The following is a 21,491-nucleotide window of genomic DNA, read 5'->3' as shown; positions in this document are numbered from 1 at the left end:
AAATGGCATTGCTTGAAATTGAAAATCTAACGGTAGAGTTCGACACCGTAGAAGGCCGTTTCCGTGCCCTCGACAATGTGAGCTACTCCGTAAACGCTGGCGAAGTTCTGGCCGTGGTTGGTGAAAGTGGTTCCGGTAAGTCCGTAGCTATGCTCGCTGTTATGGGTCTTCTTGCGCAGAACGGTCACGTATGGGCTGACAAGCTCGTATTTGAAGGCCGTGATCTGATGACCATGAGCGACAAAGAGCGCCGCAAGGTTATCGGTAAAGACATCTCCATGATCTTTCAGGAGCCGATTGCCAGCCTTAACCCATGCTTCACCGTCGGCTATCAGCTGGATGAAGCATTGGTTCAACACACCAGCTTGAACCGCAAAGAGCGTAAAGACCGTATGGTCGAGCTTATGCAGCAGGTGGGTATGCCTGAGCCGGAAAAGGCGATCAAGAAGTTCCCTCACCAGATGTCTGGTGGTCAGTGCCAGCGTGTGATGATTGCTATGGCTATCGCTTGTAGCCCTAAACTTCTCATTGCCGATGAACCGACAACCGCGCTGGACGTGACCATTCAGAAACAGATCCTTGATCTGCTTATGGACCTTCAGCAGAAAACCGGCATGGGCCTTATCATGATCACTCACGATATGGGTGTGGTTGCTGAAACCGCAGACCGCGTTATCGTGCAGTACAAAGGTAAGAAGATGGAAGAAGCCGGTGTTCTCGAACTCTTCGAGAGCCCGAAAAATCCATATACCCGTGCGCTGCTTTCTGCTTTGCCTGAAAACGCGACCGGTAACCGCCTGCCAACTGTCTCTGACTTCCATGATGGACAGGGAGGGGCTCACTAATGTCCAACAATGTTATTCTCGAAGCCCGTGACCTTGTGCGTGAATACCACACCAAAGAAGGCATGATGGGCAAAACGGTCGTAACTCGTGCTCTTAAAGGCGTGAGCTTCGATCTGGAACGCGGTAAGACCCTTGCCGTGGTGGGCGAAAGTGGCTGCGGTAAGTCCACTCTTGCGCGTATTTTGACCCTGATCGATCCGGCGACCTCTGGTGATCTGTTCATCGAGGGTAAGAAGATCGATATCTCCCAGGAACGCCTTTCTAAAGAAATGCGCGCCAAGGTGCAGATCGTTTTCCAGAACCCTTACGGCTCTTTGAACCCGCGCCAGAAAATTGGCGACGTGCTCACCGAACCTTTGATGATCAATACCAACCTGTCTCCGGCAGAGCGCCGCGAACAGGCTATGGATATGCTGATCAAGGTTGGTTTGGGCCCAGAGCACTTCAACCGCTATCCGCATATGTTTTCTGGTGGTCAGCGCCAGCGCGTCGCAATTGCTCGCGCATTGATGCTGAACCCGTCTTTGTTGATCCTTGATGAGCCGGTTTCGGCGCTGGACCTTTCCGTTCAGGCGCAGATTTTGAACCTGCTCGCAGACCTTCAGGACGAGTTCAACCTTACCTACTTGTTCATTTCCCATGACTTGTCTGTTGTGCGCTACATCGCAGACAAAGTGATGGTTATGTACTTCGGCGAAGTGGTTGAGTACGGGGACATCGAGACAGTATTCGGCGATCCTCAGCACGAGTATACCCGCACGCTGTTCAACGCGACGCCTAAGGCGGATATCGCTCACATCAAGGCACGTCTTGGCGTTGCCTAGCATTCATTGAAATGCAAAGTATTTGAAAGCCGGTCTCATCGAGATCGGCTTTTTGGTTTTGAAATGGATTTCCTGCGATATTCTTATAAGTGAAAAATATTAGCTGGATATAACGAGGTTCCTAGGAGAAATATTTCCCGAAACCTAGTAGTATTGCGATTGTGGTTTTGTTGTATCAACATCTGCCACGGGAAATGAGCAGCTCGGTCCCTCACAAGCCTTGAGCAGAGGCAGGGATACTGAGCGATCATTTGCCGAATAATCACGTCTGCCAACCGCACGTCTCGGGAGGAATGAGATAGGCCGCACGAATAAAAAGTGCATCAAGCGGGGCAGGCGCAAGCAATACCAACAGAGATGGGGGCTATCTCATGAATAAGTCGATACTTCTAGGAAGCGTATTTGCAGTTTCTATGGGCCTTACCGCCGCTGCAAATGCAAGCACCTTGGTCTATTGTTCTGAAGGTTCTCCGGAAGGCTTCACACCCGCTCTATACACCGCTGGCACAACATTCGATGCGTCCTCGCGCCAGATCTTCAACAAGCTGGTCGAGTTTGAGCGCGGCTCCACCAATATCGTGCCGGGCCTTGCTGAAAGCTGGACCGTCTCCGACGATGGCTTGGAATACACATTCAAGCTGCGTGAAGGCGTAAAGTTCCACAGCACAAAAGACTTCACTCCAACCCGTGACTTCAACGCGGACGATGTGATCTTCTCCTTCAACCGCCAGAAGGACAAAGACCATCCGTATCACTCTGTCTCTGAAGGCAGCTACGAATACTTCAACGCGATGGGTATGCCGGATCTGATCGAGGAAATCGTCAAGGTTGATGACAATACGGTCAAGTTCGTTCTTAGCCGTCCTGAATCTCCAATGATCGCCAACCTTGCTATGGACTTTGCTTCCATCCATTCCGCAGAGTATGCGGACCAGATGATGGATAATAAAGCCCAGTTTGACCAGAATCCGGTTGGTACAGGTCCGTTCCAGCTCGTTGGCTACCAAAAAGACTCGGTCATCCGCTACAAGGCTCACCCTGATTACTGGGCAGGTAAAGCTGACATCGACAACCTGATCTTTGCAATTACACCAGATGCCTCCGTTCGCTATCAGAAGATGAAAGCAGGCGAGTGCCATGTTATGCCGTATCCAAATCCGGCTGACATTGCTGCAATGAAGGAAGATCCAAATATCAACCTTATGCAGCAGGAAGGTCTGAACGTTGGTTATCTGGCCTACAACACCCAGACAGCTCCGTTTGACAATCCTAAGGTCCGCAAGGCGCTGAACTCTGCCATCAACAAGCAGGCAATTATCGACGCAGTCTTCCAAGATGCCGGTAAGATCGCAAAGAACCCGATCCCGCCGACAATGTGGTCCTACAACGAAGCCATTGTTGATGATCCATATGATCCTGAGGCAGCCAAGGCAGCGCTTGCTGAACAGGGTGTCGAGGATCTCAAGATGAAGATTTGGGCAATGCCTGTGCAGCGTCCTTACAACCCGAATGCTCGCCGCATGGCAGAGGTCTTGCAATCTGACTTTGCCAAGATTGGCGTGGATGTAGAGATCGTGTCCTACGAGTGGGGCGAGTACCTGAAGCGCTCCAAGGAACTTGACCGTGATGGCGCAGTTCTTCTGGGGTGGACAGGCGATAACGGCGATCCAGACAACTTCCTTGCCGTTCTGCTTGGCTGTGAAGGTGTTGGCGGGTCCAACCGTGCTCAGTGGTGTAACGAGGAGTTTCAGGACCTTGTTGTAAAGGCCAAGGCGACCTCTGATGTTGAGGAACGCACCGCGCTCTATGAAAAGGCGCAGGAAGTATTCAAACGTGAAGCGCCATGGGCGACAATTGCTCACTCCGTGGTTTCCGAGCCTGTGTCTGTGAAGGTAGAAAACTACAAGATCGACCCATTTGGCGGCCACATCTTCTATGGTGTCAGCGTCAAGTAACACTCTGATTTTGTGACAATGCGAGGTCCGGCAGTAACAACTGCCGGATCTTTTTCATTTCATGAGAAAAACACAGGGTATGGCGTGCTGCCATTTGAAATAGGTCAAAGGATTTTTCTTCAGCTTCCCCAAAGATAGCGCCCGAAAAAGACCGGAACTTATCGGGTTCCCGGGCAAACAATCGAACTCTTTTAAAGATTATGGGGAGGGTGCCATGGGTTACCTGAAACAACATCCTGACGCGAACGGCTTCTTTGGTGAATACGGCGGCGCATTCATTCCGCCGCAGCTGGAACCACACTTCAAGGCGATCGCAGAAGCGTATGATCGTATTGCCAGCGATGCCAGCTATATCAACGAGCTGCGTTACATCCGCAAACACTTTCAGGGTCGCCCGACCCCAGTGTCTCACGCTCGCAACCTGTCCCGCGCTATCGGCGGTGCAAACATTTACCTGAAGCGTGAAGACCTCAACCACTCCGGCGCACACAAGCTTAACCACTGCATGGGTGAGGCGCTTCTGGCTAAGCACATGGGAAAAAAGAAGCTCATCGCAGAAACCGGCGCAGGTCAGCATGGTGTAGCTCTTGCAACCGCTGCTGCTTACTTCGGTATGGAATGTGAAATCCATATGGGCGAAGTGGATATCGCGAAAGAACATCCAAACGTCATGCGTATGAAGCTTCTGGGCGCGACTGTTGTGCCGGTAAGCTTTGGTGCGCGTACGCTGAAAGAAGCTGTCGATTCTGCGTTCATGTCCTACATGGATCAGGGCGAAGAGGCTATCTACGCAATCGGTTCCGCTCTTGGTCCGCACCCATTCCCTAAAATGGTTCGCGCTTTCCAACAGATCATCGGTGAAGAAGCACGCGAGCAGTTCATCGAAATGACCGGCGAGCTTCCAGACCACGCCGTTGCTTGCGTTGGCGGCGGTTCAAACGCGATTGGCCTGTTCTCTGGCTTTATCGAAGATCCTGAAGTTCAGTTGCATGGTGTGGAGCCTCTGGGCAAAGGTCCGGGCAAAGGCAACCACGCTGCGACGATCACATACGGTAAGCCGGGTCAGATCCATGGCTTCAACTGTATTGTTCTGGCTGACGAAGAGGGTAACCCTGATCCGGTTCACTCCATCGCATCCGGTCTGGACTATCCAGGCGTTGGTCCTGAGCACTCCTACCTTCATGACCTTGGCCGCGCGACCTATGGTACTGCGGACGACAAGGAAACGCTTGAAGCATTTTACGCGCTGTCCCGTTATGAGGGTATCATTCCAGCGCTGGAAAGCTCCCACGCTGTTGCCTATGCAATGAAGCTGGCAAAGGGCCGTAACGGTCAAACCATTCTGGTTAACCTGTCTGGTCGTGGTGATAAGGATCTGGACTACGTAACCGAAAACTTCGGTTTCGGTGAAGACCTGAGCATCTAATAGCTCAACAGCTACGAATATTTGGAGAGGGCGCTTCGGCGCTCTCTTTTTTACCCCTTCCGTTTGGAAGCGATGTAAGCGCCCGTTGTAATGGCAACGCTAGAGGTGCCCGCAATGCCGGCAGCAACGCCTTTGGCCGCAAAGCCAAGTACAATGAACTGGCTTAAAACGATCACGAAGAAGATCGGCACGAACAGGGCGAAGGTCTTTCCGATAAATAAAAAAAGCTTTTCAAACAAAACGACATTCTCCTCATAACCGTCTGTATTTAGGAAGGGCGCGGAGAAAAACAAGGCCGCCCTAACGGCGGCCTATGAAAGAGAGCTGCTTTGATGCAGTTAGAAATTATAGCGCAGACCGACGTTAAAAGTATGCGCCTGAACGGTTGTGGTTAAAGAGCCGGTCCCAGCCACAGAGTACAGTTCATACTCTCCTGAGTGCAAATAGGCGTACTCACCAATGAGGTCTAGATCCTCCGAGAGGGCATAGGAGGCGCCTGCTGCTGTCCTTAAAAGCCAAGTGGTGTCACTGCCAAAAGGTGTCTGGATTCCGTTCGCAGAGGCTTGCAGGTCAAAATGCGCTAGACCGAAACCAACGCCAATATGTGGCTTAATTTTATGCTCAAACGGGATGTCGTAGTAGACGGATACGGTGCTGTAGAGTGCTGATAGTTCGCCCTCGAGCGCAGTGCCATCGAATCCCTTATTGTTGGGGTTTTGGAGGTAACCCAGATCGCCTTGAATTCGGAAGCGTTCGTTGAGGCGATATCCTGCTTGCACCGAAATGTTGTAACCTGCATCACTTGAGATGTAGTCGTGAATTGTGAAGCTTGGATTGCCTGGCGTTTTTTCGGTAATGTCGTAGTTATGTAGCAAGGATAACCCAGCGCTGGCGCCAATATACAGATTGCTCTTGCTGAACTCTGCTGCTGTGGTGGTATTTGATGCGATCAGGAGTGCCAGTAGGCTGCCGACCAAAGCGGTTTTCGTCATTGTTTGCCCCAAACATGTTTTAGATCTGTTTGTTGCGAACCTGAAGGAGCAGAGGCGGTTTTCCTATACGGGTTTCGACGCGGTTGCTGGGGTGGTTTCCGCTTATCCGCGACGATTTTTACGATTTTGGGATATAATAATACTGCAGTTTTTAAATTAAAAAAAACACCGCAGACGTCTGTCTGGGCGTTGTCATTCTTTATAATTTCTTGGGAAGAGAATGGTGGGCGATGAGAGACTCGAACTCCCGACATCTTCGGTGTAAACGAAGCGCTCTACCAACTGAGCTAATCGCCCCCGCTTGGGTGGTACGCCGTTGGGCGTGAGGAGCCATTTAGGGACTTTTTTCCATTGTGGCAAGGGGGGAAATTCGTTTTCCCCGAATGGAATATGAATTTTCCATATTTTACGGGGTACTACGTTTGTTCGCCGCTTGGAGACTGGGCAGGTTTTAGCGAACGACGGCGAAATTTTCGCATAATTCCAAGGCCGGAGAACGGATAAACCATTTTCGGTGTTTGGTGTTCTGGCGCTTGGGGCTTCTTTTTCATCAATCGGTTAGCTGTAAAGGCGCACATGCCAGTGCAGAGTACCGCGATCAGATAAATAGGAGCGTTTTCGCCTAGGATGGGCAGCAAGACGGTTGTTGCAGCCGGACCTGCGGCACAGCCCATTGCCCAAGCGAACAGTAGCCGCATTGAAAGAGCCATGCCGCTGGCCTTTTGATACTCGAACCCATGGGCAATGCACAACGTGTAGAGCGGGAAGCTAAAGCCACCAATTACAATAAGTCCGCCGGAGAGGATGAAGAGCAGCTTTAAATGATGCTGCGGATCATCATCAAGGTACTGGAACGGGTCTAGAGTGAGCTGGATGACGGCAAGTACTGCAATAACGCCCGTACAAACCATAATAAGCCAGCGTCGGTCCATCTTGTCCGATAACACGCCAAGCGGATACTGGAAGATCAACCTTCCCACATAAAGGGCGCAGATCATTATGGCGGTCATGGACGGCGCAAACCCCGCGTTCGCGAAGTTATAGGGCAGGATCGTGATCAGACTGGTGGTGACGGCACCTGAAACCAAAGCACCAGCAAGGGCGACAGGGGCGTTGTCCCAAACCTCCTTGAGTGGAATTTTTCTCGTATCGGTGGTCTGCGGCGGAATGCTATGGGTCATGCAAAGCACAACCACGGAAAACATTAGCAGAGCGCTTACCACCTCCATCAGCCGCGTAGGCGAATAGATGAGAAGGCTAACGACCCCTTGTGCCAGAATAGATGTTGCGCCCATGAACAAGGCGTTCGCAGAAAATATTCGCCCGCGTACCTGTTCCGGTGCAGCTGCGCCAAGCCAAGCATCTGCACAGGCAAAGACCATCGCAAGACAAGCACCCATGAAGAAGCGCAGTAATGCCCATATCCAGAAGTTCTGCCAAAGATCCATAACGGTAATAAGCAGAGCGGCAATAGCAGCAGCTGCGGAAAAAGCGCGGATATAACCGACGCGCCACATAAACTGCAGGCCGCGCAAACAACCGGCAACAAAGCCGAGCGAGTATGCGGTGGCGATAATACCGGCTTCGACAGAAGAGTGCCCGGACGCAGCTAATTCAAGGGGAATACTGGTAAGCAGGGTAGAGCTGGCCAACTGCGCGCAGGCATTGGCGGTCATAATCGCCAGCAGCGGCACAAGGTGATGCTGGAACAGAGCCGGACGTAGATCACTCATTATTATTTTTATCGATCTGTTTGGCTATGCTTGACTGAAACAAAGCGCGCTTAAAGGTCTAAGCAAAATCTAGCACAAAAACTCAGGTTGTACTGTGAGCCTCCAATGGTGATTTTGTGATTTTACGGTTTGCGTTAATGCGTTTGAGTGCGCCGCTGAGTACAAAAAAAAGCCCGCCACAAGGGCAGGCTTTCTTGTCTAGTAACAGAGCTAACCGGCGTTAGGCTGGCTGCTGCTCTGCCTTGATCTGCGCGATAGCCGCTTCCAACTCATTGTAGTGAGAGAAAACGATATCCGGTCCCAGTTCTTTCACTGGCACATCCGTGTAGCCGAAGTCTGCCGCGATTACAGGCAGGCCAGCGTTACGCGCCGCCTGAATGTCTGCACGGGAGTCGCCAACGAAGATGGAGCCTTCACGGGTTCCGTCTGCCATGTCGATAGCGCCGTAAACAGGCATCGCATCCGGCTTGTTCTTGGAGAATGTGTCGCCGCCGACCACAGCGTCGAACATATCAAACATATCCAGAGCCTTAAGCAGGGGCACCGCAAGGTTTTCTAGCTTGTTGGTGCACACAGCCAGCTTCCAGCCCTCTTCCTTAAGGCGGGTCAGAACTTCGACAGCCTCAGGGAACGGGTAGGAGTGGTCTGCAATATGTTTTTCGTAGTAGCTGATAAATTTCTTCAAAAGCGGATCCAGAATGTCGGGGGTCGGATCTACTTTGTTTGCTTTAAGCCCGCGGGACAGCAGCACTTTTACGCCTGCACCGACCATAGTGCGGACGTTTTCTGGTTCGATTGCTTCATAGCCTGCTTCCACCAGAACGTGGTTCATGGAAGCTGTCAGGTCACCCATAGTTTCGACAAGGGTGCCATCCAAATCAAACACCAGAACTGGGTTTGTCATGGTTCTCTGCCCGTTTCATTTCACTCTTTAAAATTGGCCGGTAACTTAGCGATTTGAAGATATCTGTCAATTTACGGATTAATGCATAGGGTGAGCTTATTACTCTTGCAAAAAAGAATATGGCCAATACTAAGAGGAAAGCGCGGTTAGTAAGCACGAACCTCTGTTTACAACACCTATGGTTTTCTGCCAGATCAGGTCTCGGTCGGCAGAATCGACCACAACAATTAAATCTAGCACTGCGGGTAATAGGGATGAACGCGAACCTCAAAGCGCAGGCGGCAGCAGCTGCTCTGGAAGAAGTAGAAAGCGGTATGCGTCTGGGCATCGGCTCCGGCTCTACAGCAAACGAAATGATCCGCCTTCTGGCAAAGAAGGTAGCCAGCGGCTTTGATGTGATTGGCGTTCCATGTTCCACACGCAGTGAAGCCCTTTGTCTGGAACTGGGCGTTCCGCTCACAACTCTGGATAAAATGCCGGAATTGGACCTGACAATTGACGGGGCAGACGAATACGACCCTGCACTTAACCTCATAAAAGGCGGGGGAGCAGCGCTTCTTCGGGAAAAGACTGTCGCGGTAGCCTCTGCACGTATGATAGTAATCGCTGACGATAGTAAACGTGTCGCTACATTGGGTCAGTTCCCGCTTCCAATTGAAGTTAACCAGTTTGGTCTGGCTTCAACCCGTATCGCGATCCAGAAGCACTTTGCCTCACGCAGAGTTTCTGGGGACCTGATACTAAGAGGGGGTGAAAATGATCCGGTGATCACCGACAATGGCAATTATATTCTGGACGCGCATTTGGGCACAATTCCAGATCCGGCGGAACTGGCTAAGGGGCTGAACGACATCCCTGGTGTGGTGGAGCACGGATTGTTTATCGGAATTGCAAAGCGCGCCTACATTGCCGGTGAAAACGGTGTGGCAGTGGTCGAGCCTAAAGCATAAGCAGCAGGTTCGATCCCTAGAAGGTTTTGTTTTTAAACAAGGGAGAGCTTGATACATGCTCGCTAAATTGAAATACGCGGTGGTTGGCGGTGTTGCTGCAGCTGTCATGGCTGGCGCTATGCTTGTTGCCCCGGTATCCGCTCAGGAAACCTTTTCCGAGTCACACATTGCTGCTGCAAAGGCTGCAATCAACGCAACACGCGCTGCAGAAACTTTTGACAACATTCTGCCAGACGTTGCCGAGCAGACCCGTACGCTCTTCATTCGCTCCAATCCGGCCATGAGTGCTGAAATCGACGTAGTTGTGAACGAAGTCGCACTGCAGATGGTTTCTCGTCGTGGTGAGCTGGATCAGGTTATCTATGAAGTATGGGCTCGCCGCTTCACTGAAGCTGAGCTGAAGCAGATCGCAGAGTTCTACAATACCGAAGCTGGTAAGAAGCTTGCAGGTCTTGGTGGTGAGTTGAGCGCTCTTTCCATCGGTGCTGCAAAGCAGTGGGGCGATGTGATCGCTACCGACATGGTTGCAATCGCTCGTGAGCAGCTGGCCAAGATGCAGGCTCAGTAACGAGCTTGTGACAGAGGTCTTTGTGACTTTGTGACAGACAAACTCTTGATTTGGGGACAAAATGCCCCAAATCGCGAGGAAAGCGAATATGCAGGGTCGACTCGCTTTAAAAACGGGTCGACCCTGCTTTGTATTTGGAAAGAATAACAGGCTTCACATGGATAACTTCGACTACGACCTCTTCGTTATCGGCGCTGGCTCCGGCGGCGTCAGGGCGGCCCGTATTGCCGCAACGCACGGCGCACGGGTAGGCATTGCAGAAGAGTATCGCTATGGCGGTACCTGCGTTATCCGCGGCTGTGTCCCTAAAAAGCTGTTTGTATACGCTTCCAAATTCTCCGAGGAATTTGAAGATGCGCAGGGCTTTGGCTGGTCCTTGAACGGTGAGCCGACTTTTGACTTCCAAAAACTGATCAATGCGAAGGATCAGGAAATTGCACGTCTGGAAAGCATCTATCGCCGCAATCTGGAACGCACCAATGTGGAAGTGCACGACACCCGTGCAGTAATTGAAGGCCCTAACACTGTCCGTCTTCTGGCAAGCGGCAAGACGGTGACTGCAGGGCGCATTCTTATTGCAACTGGCGCCACACCAAACGCTGACCAAGGCTTGGAAGGGGGCGAATATGTCGTTACCTCCAATGAGGTCTTCAATCTGGACAAACTTCCAGAGCGCGTAATGGTCGTTGGCGGCGGTTATATTGCTGTCGAGTTTGCTGGCATCTTCAACGGCATGGGTTCCAAAACCACGCTGCTTTATCGCGGTGAGGAAATTCTTCGCGGTTTTGACGATGACCTGCGCGCTATGCTCCATGAAGAGATGGACAAGAAGGGCATCGCCGTCAAAACGGAAGATACAATTGTCCGTATTGAAAAGTCTGGCGAGGTTTACACCGTTCACACCAAGGCAGGCGAAGCGATTGAAGTAGATCTGGTTGTCTCAGCAATCGGCCGTCGTCCTAATATCGCTGGCCTCGGTCTGGAAAGTGTGGGCGTTGAGGTTGATGCAGCTGGTGCAATCAAGGTTTCTGCCGACTCCCAAACCAACGTGGAAAGCATCTACGCAGTTGGCGATGTAACCAACCGTGCGAACCTTACGCCCGTTGCTATTCGCGAAGGTCACGCCTTTGCCGACAGTATCTTCGGTAACAAAGAGTGGACTGTTGACCACTCCATGATCCCGACAGCTGTTTTCTCGCAGCCTGAACTGGGTACCGTGGGTATGACGCAGGCCGAAGCGCAGAAGCTCTACAAGAACATCGACATCTACAAAGCCTCATTCCGTCCGATGAAAAACACCCTTTCAGGCCGTGATGAGAAAACCATGATGAAAATCATCGTGGACGCGGATAGCGATAAGATCTTGGGCATTCACCTCATGGGTCATGATGCTGGTGAGCTTATCCAGATCATCGGTGTCACTATGGTTATGGGCGCAACGAAAGCCGATTACGATCGCACCATTGCTGTGCATCCAACTGCTGCTGAAGAGCTGGTCACAATGCGTGAGCCAAGCGAACGCATTCGCAGCTAATGGCCAATTGATAGCACTGCAAAAATCAAAGAAGTTACAGGCGGCCCTACGGGGCCGTTTTTGTTATTGCCCACGGTTGTTGCTGTTGACTGCCGACTAGGGGACACGCAGAACTCTGGAGGGAGAGTGCCAGATGCAGGAGAGTGAGAGTTTTAGTTACTTCGGCTATGGGTCGCTGGTTAATGAAGACACCTTGCCAGAAGGAACAACGGTCGTTGCTGGGGAGCTTAGCGGCTATGTGCGCGAATGGGGCGGCTGCGCCCGTTGGAATAGCCCGACCAACCGTATTGAAAGCGGCGTGTGCGCTTTGAGCGTGCGAAAGCAGGAAGGCGCGACAATCAAAGGCGTGCTGGTGCTGGATAAGATGGTGAACCTTCCAAGGCTGGACGAGCGCGAGCGCCATTATGACCGCCTGACCTTGGACACAAAGGTGTTTGCTGCAGACAAAGCAGCAGCGCTACCAGACGACATGTTTATGTACAAAGTTAGCAAAGAGTATGCAGGGTGGGGCAGTGACGAGTATCCGATTTTGCAAAGCTATGTGGACTGTGTTCTGGCAGGCTTTGACCGCCTATGGGGACAGGCAGGCATCGACCATTTCATGCAAACCACTCTTGGCTGGGATAGGGTTCCGATCCTCAATGACAGGCATAGCCCGTTCTATCCGCGTGCCGTTTCTCTTGACCGTTCTTTGCACGAGCGTATCGATGCTGCACTTTCCTCAGTTGGCGCACGTCTTAAAGCCTTGGCGTAATTGAACAAAAGTCGATAGTCCGGTGTGATCCACAGGTCACACCTATTGCGCTATCTTCTGCTTTACTGAGAATTTCTCAAACGAGTTAGGTGGAATAATCTGCCAGTGTTCGGCCTCTTTGCGATTAACTATGCTAATATTGCTGAATATGTCGGGGTGCTGCATCGCAATGCCCCGAAAAAGAGGGGTTTAGACCACCTTTACTGTAGTTCTCTTGAGGATAAGAGGTCTGGTCACCTAACGAACAGCCGTGTATAAGCGCTGTCTGTTCAGGTTTTACCCTGAAAAAACAGTGGCGAGCCACAAGGTGGGGGCATAAGCTCTACGGCTCGCAAAGTTATTTACTGGAGTTTTACAAATGGCGGAAAAATGGACCCCGAGTTCCTGGAGATCAAAACCGATCCTTCAGGTTCCGGCTTATCCAGACCAGCAGGCAGTGGCAGACGTTGAAGCTCGCCTTGCATCTTATCCGCCGCTCGTGTTTGCTGGCGAGGCGCGGAATCTAAAAGCGCATCTTGCTGAAGTTGCCGAGGGGCGTGGTTTCCTCTTGCAGGGTGGTGATTGTGCAGAGAGCTTTGCGGAGCATCATGCAGATCACATCCGAGACTTTTTCCGCGTCTTTCTTCAAATGGCCGTTGTGCTTACCTATGGTTCCAAACTTCCTGTTGTGAAGGTTGGCCGTATTGCTGGTCAGTTCGCAAAACCTCGTTCTTCCGATTTCGAGATGAAGGATGGTGTAGAGCTGCCAAGCTACCGTGGTGACATCATCAACGGCATCGACTTCACTGAAGAAAGCCGCATTCCAGATCCAAAACGCCAGGCAATGGCATACCGCCAGTCTGCTGCAACGCTTAACCTGATCCGCGCTTTCGCGCAGGGCGGCTTTGCTAACCTTGACCACGTGCATCAGTGGATGCTCGGCTTCGTTAAGGATAGCCCGCAGAGCCACCGCTATCAGGAAACTGCAGACCGCATTTCTGAAGCGCTTGCATTCATGCGCGCCTGCGGTGTTGGTGCTGATACCACGCAGCAGCTGCGTCAGACCGATTTCTTCACCAGCCACGAAGCTCTGCTTCTAGGCTACGAAGAGGCGCTGACCCGTGTGGATTCCACCACTGGCGATTACTACGCAACTTCCGGCCATATGCTTTGGATCGGTGATCGTACCCGCCAGCCTGACCATGCGCACCTTGAGTTCTTCCGTGGTGTTAAAAACCCGATTGGCCTCAAGTGTGGTCCATCCCTCACTCCTGATGGGTTGCTGGAACTGATCGACATTCTAAACCCTGAAAACGAGCCGGGCCGCTTGACCCTGATCGCTCGCTTTGGTGCAGACAAAGTGTTTGATCATCTGCCTGCGCTTGTTCGTGCGGTTGAACGTGAAGGCCGTAAGGTTGTTTGGTCTTGTGATCCAATGCATGGCAACACAATCACATCCAACGGCTATAAGACCCGTCCATTCGACCGTGTGCTGAAAGAAGTTGAAAGCTTCTTTGCAGTTCACCGCGCCGAAGGCACCCATGCTGGCGGCGTTCACGTGGAAATGACTGGCCGTAACGTGACTGAATGTACCGGTGGTGCTCGTGAAGTTTCCCCTGAAGATCTGGGTAACCGTTATCACACCCACTGTGATCCACGTCTCAATGCCGATCAGGCCCTCGAGCTGGCGTTCCTCATTTCCGAGAACTTGCGCCGCGAGTCTGATGATCGCGTGAGCCAGGTCGCATAATCAACCGGTCTTGAAACGATTGAAATGGGGCGGTCTCGCAGAGGTCGCCCTTTTTTGTTTGCCTTCACTTTCCATTAGGTAGATTTACTGTAATCTACATACATGCTCAGCCTCCGGTAAAGAGAGGCGAGTCGTACGCAGTTGGCTGCAACTGCGTAAACCTAACTGGGGTGAGGGGCGGAAAATGCGTAATGATCCGGCTATCTTATCGGGCATTTCCGTTCTGATTGCGGAAGACAATAACTATATGCGCGGTCTGCTGCGTACGATGGTTACGGGCTTCGGCGTGCGTTCTATTTATGAAGCGCAAGATGGAGCTGACGCCATTGCTGTAGTGCTTGATCGGCAGCCCGATATCGTCTTGCTGGACTGGGTAATGAGCCCTGTTGATGGCAATGAATTTCTGCGCATCTTGCGAAGTCACAACAATCCTGAAATAGCCAAAACACCGGTCATCGTCATTAGTGCGGACTCCCGACGCTCTGTTGTTACAGCTTCCATTAATGCGGGTGTGAACCTCTTTCTCGGTAAGCCAATTTCACCAGCAGTTCTATTTGAACGTATGGCGGCGATTATCTCCGAAGGGCCGAACGTTGCCCTGGCGAAGGACCGGAGAAACAAGGCCACCGCGACAGATAAATGGCGCACGCAGATTTCACGTTTGGAAAAAGCACTCTCCAGCGGAAAAATCTCAGAGAAAGCACGTAAAGAAATTCAGGCGCTAACCAAAAACAGCGATGATGATCAGACCTTCCTGTAGATTTGATAGCTAACAAGCAATAGGGCATTGTGTATAGGAGCGCTTGTCTTTACTAAGCATTGCAAACGGTTAAAAACCCAGTGACGCTTTTATGATGACAGACAATTTTCGACTTGCCCTAATCCAGACCAACCCGCGCCTAGGTGATCTTCAGGGTAATAAGGACCTTGCTACAAAGTACCACCGTCAGGCGGCGGAAGATGGCGCTGATCTTCTTCTGTTCCCAGAGCTGTTCATCTGCGGTTATCCGCCAGAAGATCTGGTGCTAAAGCCATCCTTTGTTGCAGACTGTAAGGTTGCTGTTGAAGAGCTTGCTGAAATTACAGCAAACGGCGCTCCTGCAATGCTTGTTGGTCTGCCATGGTCGGAAGAGGGCAAGCTGTACAATGCTGTTGCTCTGCTCGACGAGGGTAAAATTCAGGCCGTCCGCTTCAAGGTTGATCTGCCGAACTACGCTGTGTTTGATGAAAAGCGCGTGTTTGCTTCCGGCCCGCTGCCGGGCCCGGTGAACTTCCGCGGTATTCGCATTGGCGTGCCGATCTGTGAAGACACATGGTCTGACGAGGTTTGTGAATGCCTTGAAGAGACTGGAGCAGAAATTCTGCTGGTTCCAAACGGATCTCCTTATCACCGTGCGAAGGTGGAAGATCGCCTACAGGTCAATCTGCAGCGTGTTGTGGAGACCGGTCTGCCGCTTGTCTACTGCAACCAGTTGGGCGGACAGGATGAGTTGGTATTTGACGGTGCATCCTTCGTAATCAACGCTGATCGCAGCCTTGCTTTGCAAATGCCGCAGATGGCAGAGGCCGTTGCCTATGTTGACTGGTCCCGCAGCGAAGACGGTAACTGGGTTGCTGCACAGGGCGAGCTTGCAGGAATTCCGAGCCATGATGAAGCGGATTGGAACGCCTGCGTTCTGGGTCTGAAAGACTACGTGAATAAGAATGGCTTCCCGGGCGTTGTGCTGGGTCTGTCCGGCGGTATCGACAGCGCGATCTGTGCTGCAATGGCGGTAGATGCACTTGGCGCAGACCGTGTTCACTGCATTATGCTTCCATACCGCTATACCTCGCAGGAAAGCCTTGTAGACGCGAAAGCCTGTGCTGAGGCTCTTGGTGTTCGTTACGACATTGTGCCAATCGCACAGCCGGTTGAGGGCTTCCTTGACTGCCTTTCTCCGATTTTTGAAGGCACCGAGAGCGGCATTACAGAAGAGAACCTTCAGTCTCGTGCACGCGGCACCATTCTCATGGCCGTATCCAACAAGTTCGGCGCAATGGTGCTGACAACGGGAAACAAGTCAGAGATGTCAGTCGGCTATGCCACCCTTTATGGCGACATGAACGGCGGCTTTAACCCGATCAAAGATCTTTACAAAACCCACGTCTATCACCTTGCAAAATGGCGAAACGAAAACTTGCCAGCTGGTGTTATGGGCCCTGCCGGTGAAGTGATCCCTAACAACATCATCGTTAAGGCACCAACCGCAGAGCTTCGCGAAAATCAGAAGGATCAGGACAGCCTGCCAGAATATGATGTTCTGGATGACATCCTCTACTGCCTCGTTGAAGAGGAAATGTCCGTCGCTGACATCATCAAGCGCGGCCATCCTGCTGAAACAGTAAAGCGCGTTGAGCACCTGCTTTATATCGCGGAGTACAAACGCCGTCAGGCAGCGCCGGGCGTAAAAATCAGCCGGAAGAACTTCGGCCGTGACCGCAGATACCCGATCACCAACCGATACCGCGATAACAACCTCTAAGGTCTCGCAGTTTATCTTTAAGCGCCGCCCACATTCAGGGCGGCGTTTTTCGTTTTAATGGCAAATATTGCCGTAAAGACAACTGCATCAACACGTAGTTCTGCGCCCTTGTAAAGGGGTAGGCACTCACCGAGAAAAGACTCGGGGAGGCCCATCTGTAATGTCCTTTACAACGTTTATTAAAGACAACGCCCGCTGGCTCGCGGGTGGCTTTATTCTGGTGCTCTGCGCCGGATACGGTCAGGTCTATGTGATCGGGCAGTTCTCTCCTTTTATCCGCGAATTATATGATCTCAGCCACGGCGAGTTCGGCAGCCTGTTCATGATGATTACGCTGTCTGCAGGCGGCTGTTTGATGTTCGCAAGCCGATATATAGATAGGCTGCCAGCTGCAAAAATGTCATGCATATGTCTGGCAATGCTTGCTGGTGCCGCCATGCTAATGGCATGCCAGACTTCCATCTACGTGCTGGCCTTCGCGTTGCTTGTCCTGCGTTTGTTTGGGCAAGGTATGTTGCCGCTTCTTTCCCAAACCGCGATGGCAAGATGGTACAACGCCTCTCGCGGTAAGGCTCTGTCAGTCAGTTCAACAGGGCACATGTGCGGTGAAGCAGTGCTGCCGCTGGTTATTCTCTCCGTTATTCTAACGTTCGGATGGCGCTGGTTCTGGGCTGGCTCGGCACTCGTTCTGGCGCTTGCTGTATTACCAGCCTGTTACTTTCTGCTGAAAAAGGAGCGGGTGCCAGAAGGCGCAGACCCAAAGCGCGCTGCAAGCCTCGTCCAAATCGATTGGCAGAAAAATCAGGTCATCCGCGACTGGCGTTTTTGGGTGGTTGTCACCGCAAGAAACCTCTATCCGTTTTTCATCACAAGCTTGATGTTCCATCAGGCCTACTTGATGGAGCTAAAAGGCTGGCAGCCGGAGATTTTTGCAGGCTTTCTTCCGCTTTATGCCGGTATTTCAGCCTGCTCAGCTTTTGGTGTCGGGTTTCTTGTTGACCGGTATAGAGGCGTCAGCCTGCTACCCTATATGACGCTGCCGCTGGTCGCTGCCATTTTGCTTTTCGGCGCCGGCACGACGACAGCCAGTTATATTGCTGCATTTGTCTGCCTTGCTGTCTCCTTCGGGTCGTGGAACGCTTCGACTGCTGCAATCCTTTCAGAAATGTACGGCACCAAACACATCGGCGAAATCAGATCGGTGCTCGCCGTTACAATGGTTGCAGCATCGGCAGTATCTCCCGGCATAACCGGAAACCTCATCGACAATGGCATCACGCTAGATATCCAGTTTATCTGGCTATCGGGTTTCGTGTTTCTCTTTGTTGCTCTCCTTTTCTTCATTCAGTCCAAAGTCCGTGCACCACGGCCACCGGCATCTTTCAAGCCTTTGTAGTGCTATGAACCTTTTTGAATTTATTGGTAAAAACCTGCGCTGGATCGGCGGTGGGTTTCTTTTGATGTTCGCAGGCGGGGCGGGGCAGGGTTACCTTTTAGGCCTCTTTTCTCCTCAGATCCGCGCGACCTATGGCCTGTCACACGGTGACTTCGGCCTGCTGTTTATGGTGGTCACGTTAGTTAGCGCCGCTTGCTTGATGTACCTTGGGCGCTACACGGACCGTTTTAGGCCCGTTCACTCAGCCGTCGTCTGCTTGGCTTTCCTCAGCCTTGGCACCTTTGGCATGTCGCTAGAAGCAGGCTTTGCGTTTTTCTGTGTGTCTTTGTTTGTCGTTCGTTTATGCGGGCAGGGCATGCTGCCGCTTGTCGCCCAAACCGCAATGGCACGCTGGTACAATGCATCCCGCGGCAAGGCACTGAGCGCCATCACCATGGGCCATATGTTTGGTGAAGCCACAATCCCATTCAGTCTGGCGCTGGTGCTGCTTACTGTCGACTGGAGAACGATCTTCTTCGCCGTTAGCATGGCCCTACTGCTGGTTATCTTGCCCGCGGTGTTCGTGCTACTGCGCAAAGACCGTACGCCGGAAAACCTGATTGTGTCGACACATGCTGGCCCTTCTCCGGTGAGTTGGACCCTAAAGCAGGCGCTGCGTGACTGGCGTTTCTGGTCAGTGCTTCTTGTGGCGAACCTTCTGCCTTTGTGTTTTGCTCCGCTTCTCTTTCACCAAGGACACTTTGCCGAAGTGAAGGGCTGGGCGATCTATGCGCTTCCAGCAGCTTTGCCGTTCTATGGTGTCGCCTCCGCAATTTCCTCTCTTGTCTGCGGTTTGCTTGTAGACCGGTTTACGGCAATCAACGTGTTTCCCCTCAATGCCGTACCGCTCGCAATTGCCATGAGCTTGCTGGCGATGTGTGATACCACCTTCTCGTTGATCATCGGGCTGCTGTTTGCCGGTATGTCCTTTGGTTTTTGGGGCTCAAGTTCTACAGCCATTTTTGCAGAGATGTATGGCACAGCTCACATCGGTTCGATCCGCTCTGTCGTTTCCGTTTCGACTGTTCTGAGTTCAGCGCTACCGCCTGCAGTGGTAGGCATTTTGATTGATAGGGGTATTGGCATCGAGCTGCAGTTCTTCTGGCTTTCAGGCCTTTGTGCGGTATCTGCTGCGTTTTTGTTCTGTGTGCTGCCTAAACTGCGTCAGCAATATGGTCCCGAAGGTTCAGGCCCTGTAAAATCGTAGATCATGGTTGTCCGCTGCTTGACCGCGTGCACGCAACGCTCTAGGGGAACGAGGACGAACCAGTTTCAAACCTATTTGTTTAAAGGCTGACTCCATGAGTGTTACCGTCCGTTTCGCACCGTCCCCGACCGGACATATCCATATCGGCAACTGCCGTCCGGCGCTGTTCAACTGGCTTTTCGCCAAGGCGCAAGGTGGAACGTATATCCTGCGTTACGACGACACCGATCAAGAGCGCTCTACTCAGGAATTTGCCGACGGTATCCTTCGCGACCTCGGCTGGCTTGGTATTCAGCCAGACCGCATTGAGCGTCAGTCAGACCGTTTTGATCGCTATGATGCAGCAGCAGACGAGCTGAAGGCAAAGGGCCTTCTGTACGCTTGCTATGAGAGCGCAGACGAACTGGAGCGCCGCCGTAACCGCGCCCGCGCGCTTGGCAAAGCACCGATCTATGATCGCGCTGGCCTTCGCTATACTCCAGAACAGATCGAGAAGTTTGAAGCCGAAGGCCGTAAGCCTCATTGGCGCTTTAAACTGCCGAACCATGAGGAAGGCGACCCGTTTGCGATCAAGCGCACCGAAGTTCACTGGGATGACCTAATTCGCGGTACGCAGACCGTTGATCTTGCTTCTCTTTCTGACCCTGTGTTGGTTCGCGCTGATGGTACCTATCTCTACACCTTGCCATCCATCGTGGATGACGCCGAGATGGAAATCACTCACGTAATTCGCGGTGAAGACCACGTCGCAAACACCGGTGTTCAGATCGCTATCTTCGAAGCGCTCGGCTGTAAGGTTCCTGAGTTTGGTCACCACAACTTGCTGACCACCGCATCGGGCGAAGGTCTGTCCAAGCGTACCGGCGCTCTTTCTATCGCTTCTTTGCGTGATGCTGGTTACGAGCCGATGGCAGTTTGCTCTTTGGCCGTTCTTACCGGTACAAGCCATGCGGTGGAACCTGCTGCAAACCTTGAAGAACTTGCCAAGATGCTGGACTTCAAAGGCATCTCCAAGTCTGCTGCAAAGTTCGATCCAGAAGACGTTGGTAACCTGACTGCACGCATTGTTCACGAAATGCCGTTTGAAGCTGCCAAAGAACGCCTTGAAGCAATGGGCATTGAAGGCGGCGAAGCATTCTGGGCAATCGTGCGCGAAAACTGCGCGAGCGTTCGTGATGCTGCTTGCTGGTGGGAAGTCGTAAAGGGTCCAATTACTGCAGTAGTTGCAGAAGAAGATGCTGACTTTATCCGCAAGGCAACTGAAATGCTGCCAGCTGAACCATGGGACGAAACCACTTGGGGCGCTTGGACAAAAGCGCTCAAGGAAGAGACCGGCCGCAAGGGCAAGGGACTATTTATGCCCCTTCGCAAAGCGGTAACAGGTCTGGACCATGGACCAGACCTGAAAGCTCTGCTTCCGCTTATTGGTCGGCAAAATACTTTGGACCGACTTGGCGAATAGGCCCTGTTTTAGGCTCTACCTTTCGAGGTAGGGCCTTTTCTTCTTCTACCGGAACGCCTTTTTCTGAAGGCTCTTCCGGAGTGACTTCCATAAGCTCGGAAGGCAATGGAATTGCAGGCTTATCAGGCACAGAAACAGTGCTGGTTGCGCCGCCCGTATCGCCCGGAACAAGCGATGGAAGAGCTTCCCCTTCAGTGATTACATCTTCGCTTGGGCTTTGAACAAAGCCGCCTTCGTGAGGCGCTGGAACCGCAGCCCGTTCTGTCTGGCCTTCACAGGCACAGCCCGAGATTTCCCCCTGCTGGAATTTATAGGCGTTCGGCAAAGCACTGTACGGCGCACCGGAAAGCGAGCGCATCTGGCCCACTTGTTCTTCGGGGCTGCGGAAAACGTAGAGCTCCATTTTCTGCCCCGGGCACATGGCGCGGCAAACGTCCTCATCTTCAACGAAAACTGTCGCATTACTGGTGTTGCTCATCGGGAAGTAATAGCCATCGCACGTGCGCACACACATGGTCTGGAATGACTGCTTAACGCTTTGATGGAACTGCACATCTGAGCCATTGGAGTTTACGCTTCCGCTGCTTGCGGAGTAGGTGGTGCTGGTCTGCGGACTTTGAGGCTCTACGGGGATAGATGGCGGCGCATAGT

General features: G+C 52.2%; 19 protein-coding genes and 1 tRNA gene. 14 read left to right on the top strand and 6 right to left on the bottom strand.

The annotated features are described in order from the left end of the window. Positions 1-2 precede the first annotated feature (2 nt). The 4 genes from E1162_RS05805 (at position 3) to trpB (ending at position 5,050) form a co-directional block, all read left to right on the top strand. Positions 3-845, top strand: a complete 843-nt coding sequence (locus E1162_RS05805) for an ABC transporter ATP-binding protein (RefSeq protein WP_155128175.1) — start codon at positions 3-5, stop codon at positions 843-845. Continuing rightward, entirely contained in the window at positions 845-1,669 is an 825-nt protein-coding gene (locus tag E1162_RS05800; RefSeq protein WP_155128172.1) for a dipeptide ABC transporter ATP-binding protein, read from the top strand. Before E1162_RS05805 ends, E1162_RS05800 begins: the two co-directional genes overlap by 1 nt. 371 nt (positions 1,670-2,040) lie before the next feature. Further along, positions 2,041-3,624: an ABC transporter substrate-binding protein gene (locus tag E1162_RS05795; protein ID WP_155128169.1), complete on the top strand. Its 1,584-nt coding sequence runs from the start codon at positions 2,041-2,043 to the stop codon at positions 3,622-3,624. 214 nt (positions 3,625-3,838) lie between these two features. Further along, positions 3,839-5,050 carry a tryptophan synthase subunit beta gene (trpB, locus tag E1162_RS05790; RefSeq protein WP_155128167.1) on the top strand — a complete coding sequence of 404 codons (1,212 nt, stop codon included), beginning with the start codon at positions 3,839-3,841 and terminating at the stop codon, positions 5,048-5,050. Positions 5,051-5,100: 50 nt separating this feature from the next. Here the strand turns inward: trpB and E1162_RS05785 are convergent, their stop codons facing one another. The 5 genes from E1162_RS05785 to gph form a co-directional block, all read right to left on the bottom strand. Beyond that, complete coding sequence (locus E1162_RS05785; RefSeq protein ID WP_155128165.1) at positions 5,101-5,289, bottom strand: hypothetical protein; 189 nt, start codon at positions 5,287-5,289, stop codon at positions 5,101-5,103. A gap of 99 nt (positions 5,290-5,388) precedes the next feature. Continuing rightward, positions 5,389-6,042 carry an outer membrane protein gene (locus tag E1162_RS05780; protein ID WP_155128161.1) on the bottom strand — a complete coding sequence of 218 codons (654 nt, stop codon included), beginning with the start codon at positions 6,040-6,042 and terminating at the stop codon, positions 5,389-5,391. A 221-nt stretch (positions 6,043-6,263) separates the two neighbouring features. Beyond that, positions 6,264-6,339 (bottom strand) — tRNA-Val (locus E1162_RS05775). A gap of 119 nt (positions 6,340-6,458) precedes the next feature. Further along, positions 6,459-7,775, bottom strand: a complete 1,317-nt coding sequence (locus tag E1162_RS05770; RefSeq protein WP_155128158.1) for an MFS transporter — start codon at positions 7,773-7,775, stop codon at positions 6,459-6,461. A gap of 220 nt (positions 7,776-7,995) precedes the next feature. After that, complete coding sequence (gph, locus tag E1162_RS05765) at positions 7,996-8,679, bottom strand: phosphoglycolate phosphatase (protein WP_155128155.1); 684 nt, start codon at positions 8,677-8,679, stop codon at positions 7,996-7,998. Positions 8,680-8,933: 254 nt separating this feature from the next. On the opposite strand from gph, the gene rpiA reads away from it, so the two are divergent. From rpiA to gltX, 10 genes are all read left to right on the top strand, one after another. Next, positions 8,934-9,629: a ribose-5-phosphate isomerase RpiA gene (rpiA, locus tag E1162_RS05760; protein WP_155128152.1), complete on the top strand. Its 696-nt coding sequence runs from the start codon at positions 8,934-8,936 to the stop codon at positions 9,627-9,629. 55 nt (positions 9,630-9,684) lie between these two features. After that, complete coding sequence (locus E1162_RS05755) at positions 9,685-10,197, top strand: DUF2059 domain-containing protein (protein ID WP_155128149.1); 513 nt, start codon at positions 9,685-9,687, stop codon at positions 10,195-10,197. Positions 10,198-10,354: 157 nt separating this feature from the next. Further along, positions 10,355-11,731 carry a glutathione-disulfide reductase gene (gene gor, locus E1162_RS05750; RefSeq protein WP_155128146.1) on the top strand — a complete coding sequence of 459 codons (1,377 nt, stop codon included), beginning with the start codon at positions 10,355-10,357 and terminating at the stop codon, positions 11,729-11,731. Positions 11,732-11,864: 133 nt separating this feature from the next. Continuing rightward, complete coding sequence (locus E1162_RS05745; protein WP_155128143.1) at positions 11,865-12,485, top strand: gamma-glutamylcyclotransferase family protein; 621 nt, start codon at positions 11,865-11,867, stop codon at positions 12,483-12,485. A gap of 358 nt (positions 12,486-12,843) precedes the next feature. Further along, the gene (locus tag E1162_RS05740; protein WP_155128140.1) at positions 12,844-14,214 is read left to right on the top strand and encodes a class II 3-deoxy-7-phosphoheptulonate synthase; all 1,371 of its coding nucleotides are present in this window, start codon (positions 12,844-12,846) and stop codon (positions 14,212-14,214) included. A gap of 184 nt (positions 14,215-14,398) precedes the next feature. Next, positions 14,399-14,974 carry a response regulator gene (locus E1162_RS05735; protein ID WP_155128137.1) on the top strand — a complete coding sequence of 192 codons (576 nt, stop codon included), beginning with the start codon at positions 14,399-14,401 and terminating at the stop codon, positions 14,972-14,974. Between the two features lie 91 nt (positions 14,975-15,065). Then, entirely contained in the window at positions 15,066-16,736 is a 1,671-nt protein-coding gene (locus E1162_RS05730) for an NAD+ synthase (RefSeq protein ID WP_155128134.1), read from the top strand. A gap of 160 nt (positions 16,737-16,896) precedes the next feature. Beyond that, complete coding sequence (locus tag E1162_RS05725; RefSeq protein WP_155128131.1) at positions 16,897-18,132, top strand: MFS transporter; 1,236 nt, start codon at positions 16,897-16,899, stop codon at positions 18,130-18,132. A 4-nt stretch (positions 18,133-18,136) separates the two neighbouring features. Continuing rightward, positions 18,137-19,378: an MFS transporter gene (locus tag E1162_RS05720; RefSeq protein WP_155128128.1), complete on the top strand. Its 1,242-nt coding sequence runs from the start codon at positions 18,137-18,139 to the stop codon at positions 19,376-19,378. A 94-nt stretch (positions 19,379-19,472) separates the two neighbouring features. Continuing rightward, entirely contained in the window at positions 19,473-20,840 is a 1,368-nt protein-coding gene (gltX, locus tag E1162_RS05715; RefSeq protein ID WP_155128125.1) for a glutamate--tRNA ligase, read from the top strand. On the opposite strand, the gene E1162_RS19495 is transcribed toward gltX, so the two are convergent. After that, on the bottom strand, positions 20,800-21,491 hold a 692-nt coding region (locus E1162_RS19495), incomplete at its 5' end, for a DUF2865 domain-containing protein (RefSeq protein WP_257098690.1). The genes gltX and E1162_RS19495 overlap by 41 nt on opposite strands.

The organism is Pseudovibrio flavus (assembly GCF_009711345.1).
GTDB classification, from domain to species: domain Bacteria; phylum Pseudomonadota; class Alphaproteobacteria; order Rhizobiales; family Stappiaceae; genus Pseudovibrio; species Pseudovibrio flavus.
Note: the sequence above shows the minus strand (reverse complement) of the source record. Positions and strands in the feature narration are given on the sequence as shown.